The 11956-nt window shown below is 39.9% G+C and carries 13 protein-coding genes; 1 reads left to right on the top strand and 12 read right to left on the bottom strand.

The window, feature by feature from the left end; genetic code table 11:
- Nucleotides 1–8: 8 nt before the first annotated feature.
- From ABKJ27_RS02940 to typA, 4 genes are all read right to left on the bottom strand, one after another.
- Nucleotides 9–1067, bottom strand: a complete 1059-nt coding sequence (locus ABKJ27_RS02940; RefSeq protein WP_023947267.1) for a UDP-N-acetylglucosamine--N-acetylmuramyl-(pentapeptide) pyrophosphoryl-undecaprenol N-acetylglucosamine transferase — start codon at nt 1065–1067, stop codon at nt 9–11.
- A gap of 1 nt (nt 1068) precedes the next feature.
- Nucleotides 1069–2421, bottom strand: coding sequence for a UDP-N-acetylmuramoyl-L-alanine--D-glutamate ligase (murD, locus tag ABKJ27_RS02935; RefSeq protein WP_410012005.1), 1353 nt, complete (start codon nt 2419–2421; stop codon nt 1069–1071).
- Nucleotides 2422–2535: 114 nt separating this feature from the next.
- Nucleotides 2536–2790 (bottom strand): DUF3165 family protein, encoded by a 255-nt coding sequence (locus tag ABKJ27_RS02930; protein ID WP_000262673.1) that lies wholly within the window; start codon nt 2788–2790, stop codon nt 2536–2538.
- Nucleotides 2791–2809: 19 nt separating this feature from the next.
- Nucleotides 2810–4651 (bottom strand): translational GTPase TypA, encoded by a 1842-nt coding sequence (typA, locus tag ABKJ27_RS02925; RefSeq protein WP_000164111.1) that lies wholly within the window; start codon nt 4649–4651, stop codon nt 2810–2812.
- 160 nt (nt 4652–4811) lie between these two features.
- On the opposite strand from typA, the gene ABKJ27_RS02920 reads away from it, so the two are divergent.
- Complete coding sequence (locus tag ABKJ27_RS02920; protein WP_001235028.1) at nt 4812–5537, top strand: 16S rRNA pseudouridine(516) synthase; 726 nt, start codon at nt 4812–4814, stop codon at nt 5535–5537.
- A 33-nt stretch (nt 5538–5570) separates the two neighbouring features.
- Here the strand turns inward: ABKJ27_RS02920 and ABKJ27_RS02915 are convergent, their stop codons facing one another.
- The 8 genes from ABKJ27_RS02915 to slmA all read right to left on the bottom strand — a co-directional run bounded on the left by ABKJ27_RS02915 (nt 5571) and on the right by slmA (nt 11651).
- Entirely contained in the window at nt 5571–5954 is a 384-nt protein-coding gene (locus ABKJ27_RS02915; RefSeq protein ID WP_000259253.1) for a rhodanese-like domain-containing protein, read from the bottom strand.
- Complete coding sequence (locus ABKJ27_RS02910) at nt 5954–6223, bottom strand: YqgQ family protein (protein ID WP_004261684.1); 270 nt, start codon at nt 6221–6223, stop codon at nt 5954–5956. Before ABKJ27_RS02910 ends, ABKJ27_RS02915 begins: the two co-directional genes overlap by 1 nt.
- 46 nt (nt 6224–6269) lie before the next feature.
- Nucleotides 6270–6866, bottom strand: coding sequence for a response regulator transcription factor (locus ABKJ27_RS02905; protein ID WP_049501932.1), 597 nt, complete (start codon nt 6864–6866; stop codon nt 6270–6272).
- A complete protein-coding gene (locus ABKJ27_RS02900) occupies nt 6847–8421 on the bottom strand; it encodes an ATP-binding protein (RefSeq protein ID WP_004239283.1) in 1575 nt (524 codons plus the stop codon). Before ABKJ27_RS02900 ends, ABKJ27_RS02905 begins: the two co-directional genes overlap by 20 nt.
- Nucleotides 8422–8501: 80 nt before the next feature.
- Entirely contained in the window at nt 8502–10517 is a 2016-nt protein-coding gene (locus ABKJ27_RS02895; protein ID WP_410012004.1) for an FtsX-like permease family protein, read from the bottom strand.
- Nucleotides 10518–10529: 12 nt separating this feature from the next.
- Nucleotides 10530–11264 carry an ABC transporter ATP-binding protein gene (locus tag ABKJ27_RS02890; RefSeq protein ID WP_261150699.1) on the bottom strand — a complete coding sequence of 245 codons (735 nt, stop codon included), beginning with the start codon at nt 11262–11264 and terminating at the stop codon, nt 10530–10532.
- A 131-nt stretch (nt 11265–11395) separates the two neighbouring features.
- A complete protein-coding gene (locus ABKJ27_RS02885) occupies nt 11396–11503 on the bottom strand; it encodes a QVPTGV class sortase B protein-sorting domain-containing protein (protein WP_115262369.1) in 108 nt (35 codons plus the stop codon).
- 28 nt (nt 11504–11531) lie between these two features.
- Nucleotides 11532–11651: a salivaricin M family lantibiotic gene (slmA, locus tag ABKJ27_RS02880; RefSeq protein WP_314732438.1), complete on the bottom strand. Its 120-nt coding sequence runs from the start codon at nt 11649–11651 to the stop codon at nt 11532–11534.
- Between the last annotated feature and the right edge of the window lie 305 nt (nt 11652–11956).

The raw sequence follows: 11956 nt of genomic DNA, 5'->3' as shown, positions 1-11956 counted from the left end.
TACTTTCCTTATGATAAATCTTTTTTTAACAATTGATAAAAATCTGCTAGAGATTTCAATTCCTTAGAAGCCTTCATCTTGGCTTGATAGTCTTCCTTGTGGCTTAGTAAGTGAGAAAGCTTCTCTTCCAAACTGTCCAAGGTCAAATCGCTTTCTTGAAGGTCTTCTGCATAGCCTTTTTTTACAAAGTAGGCTGCGTTCTCAATCTGATCTCCACGACTAGCTTCACGACCAAGTGGCACAATAACATGCAATTTTGCCATGGCTAAGAGCTCAAAAATCGTATTGGCACCACCTCGTGTCACAACAATATCAGCCAATTCCATCAAGGGTTGATAGAGACTGGTCACATAGTCAACACGAAAGAGATTTTGGCTCAACTCATTCAGGCTAGAATCTCCAGTTAGATTGATAATATTGTAGCGCTCTGTCAGCTCTTTCTTATGGTCTGTCACCAATTGGTTAAAGACACGAGCACCTGCAGAACCACCGACAAACAATACAGTTGGCAATTTGGAATTAAAGTGGGTTTGGATATCCACCAATTCATCTGGTTCTGGAGTATTTTGGTCAGAAACCTTGGTCACTGCTCCCACATGCTCAACCTTAGACAAACTTGAAGCTTGCTCAAAGGTTGAATACATCTTCGTCGCAAATTTATAAGCGATTTTATTGGCCAAGCCCATAGACAGGTCAGATTCGTGAATAAAGACAGGTACTCCTGACACACGCGCAGCAATAACTGGCGGTACTGAGACAAAGCCTCCCTTTGAAAAAAGAGCCTGTGGACGAAGTCGCAACATGATAAAGAGAGATTGGACAATTCCCCAGCCAACTTTAAAGACGTCCAGCATATTTTGCCAAGAGAAATAACGACGTAATTTGCCAGTCGCAATGGAATGGAAGGTTACATCTAGACCCGATTTGAGGATTTCTTGGTGTTCGATGCCACGTTTATCTCCAATATAGTGGACTTCCCAGCCATCTTCGATGAACTTGGGCATTAACAAAAGGTTGAGGGTCACGTGTCCAACCGTCCCCCCACCTGTAAAGACAATTTTTTTCATATTATTCCTTTAACTCCGCTACTGTGTCGATAAAGAGGTCGCCACGTACTTCAAAGTTAGCATACATATCCCAGCTGGCATTGGCTGGACTGAGAAGAACCACGTCTCCTTGAGTCGCAAGCTCGTAGGCCTTGCGGGTCGCATCAGCAATATCAGTCGCATCCACATAAGACACACCAGCCTTATCTGCTACCCGTTTGACACGTTCTGCAGACTGACCCAGGATGACCATCTTCTTGAGTCCAGTAATATCTGACACCAATTCGTCAAACTCATTGCCACGGTCCAAACCACCTGCAATCAAAATGACCTTGCTGTTGTCAAATCCTGACAAGGCTTTTTGAGTAGCCAAGATATTGGTTGACTTGCTATCATTATAGAATTTGACACCCTTGATTTCATCCACAAATTGGAGACGGTGTTTGACACCACCAAAGGCTGAAAGAGTTTCTTTGATGATCTGGTTGTCTACACCACGAAGCTTGGCTACAGCAATCGTCGCAAGGGCATTTTCCACATTGTGGCTACCAGGAACTCCGATTTCATTCGCTGCCATGACAACTTCCCCACGGAAGTAGAGCTGACCATCTTCCAGATAAGCTCCATCAACCTTTTCAAGTGTTGAGAATGGTACAACTGTAGCTTGTGTTTTAGTAGCTAATTCTTTTGCCAAGTCTTGGTTAAAGTTCAAGACAAGGAAATCAGACGCTGTCATCTTGTTCTGGATATTCCACTTGGCTGCTACATATTCCTCAAAAGAACCATGATAATCGATATGAGTTGGCATGACGTTGGTAATAACCGCAATCTCAGGATGGAATTCTTGAACGCCCATCAATTGGAAAGAAGAAAGTTCCATAACAAGCGTGTCCTTGTCTGACGCAGTTTGTGCCACTTGACTAGCTGGATAGCCGATATTTCCTGATAAAAGACCATGTTGCCCAGCAGCAGTCAAAACTTCCCCAATCATAGTCGTTGTGGTTGTTTTACCGTTCGAACCTGTGATACCGATAATTGGTGCTTCAGAAATCAAATAAGCCAATTCCACCTCGGTCAAGACTGGAATTCCCTTGGCCAAAGCCTTTTCAATCATGGGATTACTGTATGGGATACCTGGATTTTTCACCATAAGGGCGAACTCTTCATCCAAGAGTTCCAAAGGATGACCGCCTGTGATGACCTTGATCCCTTCTTCCAACAAACTTTGGGCAGCTGGATTGTCCTCGAATGGTTTCCCGTCATTTACTGTCACAATGGCACCCAGCTTATCCAACAAACGAGCTGCAGATTCACCAGACTTGGCCAAACCTAAAACAAGGACTTTCTTATTTTTAAATTGATCTATTACTTTCATGTCTCGAACTCCATTTCTACTCTTACTATTTTACCATTTTTATGGAAATAATTCTAAATGAAAATGCTCAGATTCAGCATTCTAACAAGCAAAAAGAGAGCCAAAACTCTCTTTTTATCTTCTTTTACTTTTACTGACCGACATGAGGGTAATATCTCGCAAGCTAAAGTATGCTAGGAAGAGCATGGCGATTGCGATAAAGAATTCTGTCGGTAGCTGAAAGATTTGCAGGACAGACAGCATCAGCAAAATCAAGAGTGCTACGAAAGCAAAGACGACAAGGACGATATTAACTGTCCCTTTAATGCTTTCTGGTGTCGCAAATACATAGAGTAGTAATAAGAGGAGTCCTATGATTAAATAAACCATTTTTATCTCTTTCTAGCTCTTATTCAGCTGATTTTTTCTTCTTGTTAGCTTTCTCACGCTCTGCCTTGTTAAGGATTTGTTTACGCAGACGGATAGACTCAGGAGTTACTTCCATGTACTCATCGTCGTTCAAGAACTCAAGAGACTCTTCAAGTGTCAAGATACGAGGTGTCTTGATAACAGCTGTTTGGTCCTTAGTAGCTGAACGGACGTTGGTCATTTGTTTCGCCTTAGTGATGTTAACTGTCAAGTCGTTCTCACGAGAGTTTTCACCAATGATCATTCCTTCGTAAACCTCAGTACCTGGGTTGACAAAGATCGTACCACGTTCTTCGATAGACATGATTGAGTAAGTTGTAGCCTTACCAGCATCGATAGAAACAAGGGCACCACGGTGACGACCACCAATTTCCCCTGGAATCAATGGCAAGTATTGGTCGAAGGTATGGTTCATGATACCGTAACCACGAGTCATTGACAAGAACTCAGTTGAGTATCCAATCAAACCGCGCGCAGGAACAAGGAAGACCAAACGAGTTTGACCATTACCAGTTGAAATCATATCCAACATTTCACCCTTACGTTCAGAAAGGCTTTGGATAACAGATCCTTGGTATTCTTCTGGAGTGTCGATTTGAACACGTTCAAATGGTTCACATTTAACACCATCGATTTCTTTTACGATAACCTCTGGACGAGATACTTGAAGTTCATATCCCTCACGACGCATTGTTTCGATAAGGATTGACAAGTGCAATTCTCCACGTCCTGAAACAGTCCATTTATCTGGTGAATCAGTTGGGTCAACACGAAGGGAAACGTCTGTTTGCAATTCGGCCTGCAAGCGTTCTTCCACCTTACGAGAAGTTACCCATTTACCTTCTTTACCAGCAAATGGTGAGTTGTTGACCAAGAAAGTCATTTGAAGAGTTGGCTCATCGATGTGTAGGATTGGAAGAGCTTCAACTGCGTCTGTCGGAGTAATGGTTTCACCGACAAAGATATCTTCCATACCTGAAACGGCAATCAAGTCACCTGCTTTGGCTTCTTGGATTTCACGACGTTCCAAACCAAAGAAACCGAAGAGTTTTGTAACACGGAAGTTTTTAGTTGTGCCGTCAAGTTTAGAAAGGGTAACTTGGTCCCCAACCTTAACAGTACCACGGAAGACACGACCGATACCGATACGTCCAACGAAGTCATTGTAGTCCAAAAGTGACACTTGGAACTGCAAAGGCTCATCTGAGTTATCTACTGGAGCTGGGATATGGTCGATAATTGTGTCAAAGATTGGTGCCATAGTCGCTTCTTGGTCAGCTGGATCATCTGACAATGAAGAAGTTCCGTTGATCGCTGAAGCATACACCACTGGGAAGTCAAGCTGGTCATCATCTGCACCAAGCTCGATGAAAAGTTCCAAGACTTCGTCCACTACTTCTGCTGGACGAGCTGATGGTTTATCGATTTTGTTAACAACCACGATTGGAACAAGGTCTTGTTCCAAAGCTTTTTTCAATACGAAACGAGTCTGTGGCATTGTTCCTTCGTAGGCATCTACGACCAAGACAACACCGTCAACCATTTTCATGATACGCTCAACTTCTCCACCGAAGTCCGCGTGTCCTGGTGTGTCCATGATATTGATACGAGTTCCGTTATAGGCAACGGCTGTATTTTTAGCAAGGATGGTAATTCCACGCTCTTTTTCGATATCGTTTGAGTCCATAGCACGCTCAGCCAATTCAGTTCGTGCATCAAGCGTTTCTGATTGTTTCAATAATTCGTCAACGAGAGTTGTTTTACCGTGGTCAACGTGGGCGATAATCGCAATGTTACGGATATCTTCTCTTAATTTTGTCATGATTTCCTCTATAATATTCAAAATTTATTTTCTAACTGAACGATTATACCATAATTTCAAGTAAATAACATAATTCAAGCAAGTGTAAATGTTTTCACTCCGCTTTTCTTTTCATGTCAAGCCTTTTCAAAGCAAACGACTTATGATAAGATAGGCAGGTATGCGTTTAGATAATTTATTAGCCCAAGAAAAAGTTAGCCGAAAGGCCATGAAACAAGCCTTACTCAAAGGGGACATTCTCGTCGATGGTTGCCCAGCCCGCTCCCTAGCCCAAAATATCGATACAGGACTACAAAAACTCCTTTTTCAGGACCGTATCATTCAAGGCTATGAACACACCTACCTTATGCTTCATAAGCCTGCTGGTGTCGTTACAGCCAACAAAGACAAGAAACTTTCAACCGTCATGGACCTCCTTCCGCCTGACATCCAGTCTGACAAGCTCTATGCCGTCGGCCGACTGGACCGAGATACGACAGGACTCCTTCTCTTGACTGACAACGGTCCCTTGGGCTTTCAGCTCCTCCATCCCCAGTATCATGTCGATAAGACTTATCGAGTTGAGGTTAATGGACTTCTGACACCTGACCATATCCAAGCATTTCAAAAAGGAATTGTCTTTTTAGATGGCACTGTCTGTAAAGCTGCAAGACTAGAGATTCTATCTGCAAGTCCTTCCCTCAGTCAAGCCTCTATCACTATTTCAGAAGGGAAATTTCACCAGGTTAAGAAAATGTTCCTCTCGGTTGGTGTTAAGGTGACCTCCCTCAAGCGCACCCATTTTGGACCTTGTAACTTGGATGATAATCTTCAAGAAGGAGACTATCGTCCCTTAAACTCAGAAGAGTTAGCAAGTATTCGTGAATTTCTTAGAAAAAGTGGTTAAAAAATGAGCTCGGAAACATCCAAGCTCATTTTCTTATTTCTCAACTTTGACTTTCCCTCTCCAAGAATCCAAACCATAAGAAAGGATATAAATCTCAGAAAAACCTTGTTTTTTCAAGTAAAGGGCCGCATTTGTGACACGCTGCGCACGTTGGTTTTCGTAAAGAAGGACAGGTTTATCCTTACGAAGGGCTGCAAGACTAGTCTTCAACTGACTTGAAGGGATATTGCGTGCACCAAGGATATGCTTTCTGTGAAATTCAGCTGGGTCGCGCAAATCAATCAATTGACCCGTACGAATCAAGGCTTCAAATTCCTCATTGTCCACAATTTTAGCCGCACGGCGAATACGAAGATAATTAAAGCCCATCCATGCCAACATTGCTAGTATAAATGCCCACAAAATCCAAGTAACCATTAGTTCATTTCTCCATTTTTCTCAATATAATCCAATTCTACCTTGTGCTCTCTGCGAAGAACCGCTTCTGCTTCTAGATAGTCTAATTTGTCCATCAACCCTGCATCGTAAATCCGAGAGAGTTCCAACTTCATCAGTTCAATATCATATAAGCGTTTTCCCATGTAAACAATAATACCAAATCGTTTGAGGAATTGCTGCACATCATAGAATGTTTTCATAAGACTCATTCTAGCAAAATTTTGTGTTTTTTTCAAGAAGAGACTCACACAAGAAGTAGCACAGAAATTAAAAAACTGCATCTTCTGCAACTTTTTAATCTGGTGGAAAATAGCCCAACTGCTCAGCGATATGAATCGCCTCCTGCCTGTTAGCCACTCCTAATTTTGAAAAGATATTGGCCAAGTGATTGGAAACTGTACGTTTACTCACATAGACCTTGTCACAGACATCATCAATGGTCAAGCCATTTCTAACCAGTTCTAGTATCTCGATTTCTCGTGGTGTTAGCACCTCTACCATCACTTCATCTGAAAAGATCTTACCTCCTAGATAAATCTTTTCCAGTTTTTTCACCAACTCATCTGGATCCATACTTTTATCTAGAAAGCCATAAGCTCCCATAGCTTTAGCTCGGTGTTCATACATCTTTTTGCTGTATCCCGTCAAAATTACAATCTTACCAGAACAACCATTGTCGATAATTTCTTGTGCCAAGGTCAGCCCATCAGCTTGATACAGACTCGTCAGGTTGATGTCAATCAAAATAATGTCGTAGTCATTAAAAGCAATCTCCGAAATAGTCGAAAAATTATCCACTAACTGAACCTTTTTAATGTTTTCCGATAACTCTAAAATCATCTTGATACTTTGGCTAAATAATTTATGATCATCAATTAACAAAATTTTCATAACACAACTCCTTATCAATCGGGAGAGTAATTTCTACACGAAATCTCTTATTATTTTCAAAAATCTGCATCTGACCACCTAAAACACTAATTTTATTAGACATATTTTTCAAGCCATAACCTAAGGATTTTTCTGTTTGAAGGCAGTCATTTTCAGAAATGATAAAAAGAGCGTCATCATGCATATCAATCTTCAAAGAAATCCTTCCACCACTAGCGTACTTAACGGCATTGGTCGCCAATTCCTCAACCAGACGATAGGTAATTTTATCGTAAGGAGATAAAAGCCTAAAGTGGACAGGAAACTGTGTGACGACTTCATTTTCTGCGTGATAGCGCTTGACAATCCGATTAATCAGCCCTTGATACTGTATGTCTAACTGCTCGTCTGTTTCTACCATTGGCTGATAATAATCCATCCGCTCACGAATCCGCTGAACCAACTCCTCTGTCACCAGATTGATCTGTTCACCAAAAGCCCGATTGATACTATATTTATTGAAATTTTTTATCGCCATCACATTTTGCAGGATTTCATTGTGAAGAAATTCCGAGAACTGTTGTTCTGTGTCTTCATTTGCCAGCAGACTTTTCACCATGCGGTTACGCTTTAAAAAGAGAACTTTTACATAATCCCTAGCATCTAGCATTTCAGCAGAACGAAAAAGGCGAATCAATTCTTCCGAACAAATCCCGAACAATAGTAACATGATATTCAATACCAAAAAGCTCGTGTTTAAGTCTAGACGAAAGATGATGAAAATGCCTACTAACAAAAACATAAGCAGTAAAAACAAGCGTGAAAAAGCTTTTATATAGGACAATTTCAACTCTGATACCCTTTTTTGAAGAGAGCTGACAATCGTTTTGAAGTGTAAAAAAGCTAAGATACCAAGAATTTCTAGATACCAGACTAGGTTCATCACTCCTGAGCCCCTCGTATTGATATACAAAAAGAAATAAGAAAGAGGCAATATCAAAGCTAATATCCACAAATTTCGTCTCTGATACTTGAGTTTACTTTTCAACTCTTTATGATATAAAATCAGTAAAATCAAGGGAACAAGGTTTAAAAAGAAAGACGCAAACAAGGACAGAAATAAAAAAATTGAAGGACTTAACAGATACGAACTAATGGTGATTAGTGTCAACACAAAGGACACACTCAACAGTTCTTCTCCTATTTTCTCTCCCAGAAAGATAATAGACAGAGAACTATACACCAATAAAAAAGAGTTGAGAGGATGAAGAATATCAAAAAAGTGCAACAGGGTGCTCGCAACTCCTTGATTAAATATGGATTGCCAGCTAATGAGAAACATCATCAGGAGCAACCAAAGTTTCAACTCACTATACCGAAAGGTCACAATATTACAAATATAGCTAAATACAATTAAAGCAATAATCAGCAATAAAACCATCTGCAAGGAAAAATCTGTCGAAAAGTCCAGAGGAATCCTATAATAAATATAAATCATTAAAGCTAGATGATTAAAAATCGTCAACCACCACAATAAAAGTGAGTTTTTCGAGAGCGATTTGACAAACTGTTTCATATGTATCCACTTCCTGAACTACTTTAATATCATTATAACACAATACCAGAATTGTCGGATTGGCAACTCTGGTATTTGACTTAATTTTCAATAATTTGCCAACTTACTCTGTAAGTCACTAGCAAGTAAAGGACAAAGAGTAAAACCGCTACTCCCAGATAGGTGATATCAATAGAAATGCTGGTATTAGCGAAGTTCTCAAAATAGCCCAAAAGAGCGGTACTCAAGGCAAATGCTAGCGGACCTGCGATGACCAGCGGAACCAAGAAATAACTTAGAATCTGTTGCAAAAGAATAGTACGATTTTGCTTCCTCTTATTCCCAAGAAGGTATAAGATTTGATAATCATTTACACTATCCAAAGCACTTGTTGAAGTTTGAAGGGACAAGATACTGAGGGAAATAATGATAAAAATAACACTGACAAAAATCATGACAAAGACAATGACGCCCATAAATCCAAGGTAAACCTCGAAAATACTTCCTTTGGTTTGATAGGTGAACGAATTCAACTCTGCTCCATCACGAGTGAAGTAGTATTTTTCAATCCACTGACTCAAGAATGTTTCTACTTCCCGTTTGTCTATATTTTCCTTGAAATTGGCAACATAGGTCGTGTGGTCTTCCGTCAATCCAACTACTACCTTATCTGGTACAATCAAGGTTCCTGAGTCATTTGTAGTTACTGAAGATAAAAAGTAAACTGTTTCAAGTGGCTTTGAAGAGGCAAGGTTGAGAGAATGACCGTTAATCATGAAGGTTTTGGTCGTTGATAGAAAGTCCTGGATCTGCTTGGCAGTTCCTTTATAATTGGCATTGACTAGAAATTGGTCTTCTGCCAAGTCAATCGCTTTTTTCCCTTGCAGTTTGCGGAGATGATTGTAGGCAGAAATTCCTAAAATCGGTACTTTTGATTCAGGAAGTTTCTTATCATGCTCCCAGAGATTGCTGGTATCAATCAAATCTTTATAAGTTAAATCACTAGAATAGATAGGGCAGCTGTACTCCTCTTTGATGAGGTTAAAGTCAAAGCCATCGGCTTTCAATCTGTCTTTGACAGATTCCTGAGAAAATTGAAACTCTTTACCACGGTAGAGATTGACAGTTACATCATAAGGTGAGTATTTGTTCAGCTCTCGGTTCATAGTCGTATAGGCACTACCACTAAAAACGAGTAAGCTGAGAGCCAGTGTCAAGGTCAAGGATAAGACAGCCAACGTGACCGAATTACTATCAGCTTGTTTTGAAAATTGACGGATTTTAAAAGTGTTTAGTTTGTTATAGTAGGTTTGAGGCAGTTTTCTAAGGGAGACCAAGATAAAATGGCTCAAGGTATTGTAAAATAAAATCACAAAAATCACGAAGATAGATACCAGCAAGATACCCCAGCTTTTCAAGAATGATAGATGATGATAGTCTGAAAAATAGAGAGCACCAAAGCCGATAACAGCTGTCGAAAGAATAAAGAGAAGTACTTGGAGAACTGGCTTGCCTTTTGCCAAGACAGATTTTTTGACCCCATTTTCTTGAATAAGTGCAATGATATTTTGCTTTCTAAAGGCAAGAATGTCCATGACACCTACAATAAAACTGGTTACCAAATAGGAATAAACTAGTAAGATGACAGACTTGCTATCAAAGAAAAGCAGACTACCAAAGTAATTGGCCATGAAAAACTCAGATGCAATCTTAGCTAGAATGACCAGTAAAATCAATCCAAGCAAGAAACCTAGAATCAAGGAAAAGATATTGACCAGCATGGTTTCAAAGAACAGGGTACCGATAATCTGCTTCTTCTTCATTCCCAGCGTTGCATAAAGTCCCAGCTCTTTCTTACGCCGTCCCAGGACAAAGTTTGTGGAATAAACGACGAGAAAGGCAATCGCCGATAGAATCAGATAGGAAAGCAAGCCCATGTACTGACTCATCACCGTCGTCAACATTTCCTTTGCTCCTGATAAACTTTGCATCACTGGATGGCTTGGTAAAGCATTAAAAGCGTAGAGCAAGCTATAAATCAAGGTCAGACTGAAAAAATAGATGGTATAGGTCTGTAAATTTCGAAATACATTTCGTAAAATCAATTTTAGATACATACTCTCCCCCTCCTATCTGGTACGGCTGTAAATCTCTTGCAAATACTGTTCATTAGATAAGCTGTTACGTTCCAAATCATCCATAATCTTTCCATCGCTAAGTAGCACCATCCGTGAGGAATACTTTGCTGCGGCAGGGTCATGCGTAACCAGTAAAATGGTAATACCAAAACTTTTATTGATTTCCTGCAAAAGCGCCATCAGTTTTTCAGAATTGGCAGAGTCCAAGGCTCCTGTCGGCTCATCTGCGATAATCAGTTTAGAATCATCAATCAAGGCTCTAGCAGTTGCCACACGTTGTCGCTGACCACCTGATAACTGATTAGGAAACTTATCTTTTAAGTTTTGGATGGCCAACTTATCCAAAATTTCCTCAATCTTATCCTGATGTTTTTTGATATTTTCCCCCTGAATTTGAAGAGGTAGAACGATATTTTCATAGACCGTCAAGGTTTCCACCAAGTTGTAGGCTTGGAAAATATAGGAAATGTTTTTAGCACGATAGTCAGCTAGTTCATTTTCCTTGGCATGGATGATGTCAAAATCTTCAAATCGAATCTCACCTGATGTTGGTTTATCAATCGTTGAAATACAATTGAGGAGTGTTGTTTTTCCACTACCACTGGCCCCCATAATTGCCAGAAATTCACCTTTTTCAACGGACAAGTTCACATCTGATAAAGCATGAACGATATTATCCCCTTGACCAAATGTTTTTGTTAATCCTGTCACAATAAGCTGTTTCATCATTTCATTCCTCCGTTTCTTTATTACTCTCTCATTATACGGTTCCTTTCAAGGTTTTCCATGAGTATTTTGTGCAATATATTCAAGTAATAAAAAAACCGATGCCTTTTTCAAGTATCGGTCGATGTTGATTATTTGCGATCGTTTCTTTTTTTCATAAAGTAAACAATCCCTATGACAACAACTCCTAAGGCCAGTACAGGTGCATAGAATTCTAGTGTTCCAATAATTCCTTCCATTTTATCCTCCTGTCAAAAAAAGAGAGTTTTATCCACAGCGCACATTTGGCGAAATACATTCATAAGAATATGTAAACCACCAACCACAGTGCCCCTGTGCTGTTAATCTAACAGCCGTACCATACCCAGCAGCAGATTTACCATTCAACTCTTGGCTATTAATTGCATAATCCAAAGAATCAATCTCAAAGTTATCTTGTTTTATTTGTATTTCTCCCGTAAATATAACACCAAATCAAAATGTTGTCAATGTTTTGAAATAAAACACTAGAATCTTCCTTTTGTTTTATCTAACAGCGAACATTATTTCTCGTACACTCATAGGAATAGGTAAAATACAATCCACAGAGACCTGCTACTGTCATTTTAAAAGCTGTATCCCACAAGCTTCTGATTTCCCGAAAAGTTCTTGGTTTTCAACCTCAAAACTTAGAGAATCAATTTCTAAACGAT

It is taken from the genome of Streptococcus sp. KHUD_011 (genome assembly GCF_046352925.1).
Taxonomy (GTDB): Bacteria; Bacillota; Bacilli; order Lactobacillales; family Streptococcaceae; genus Streptococcus.
Note: the sequence above shows the minus strand (reverse complement) of the source record. Positions and strands in the feature narration are given on the sequence as shown.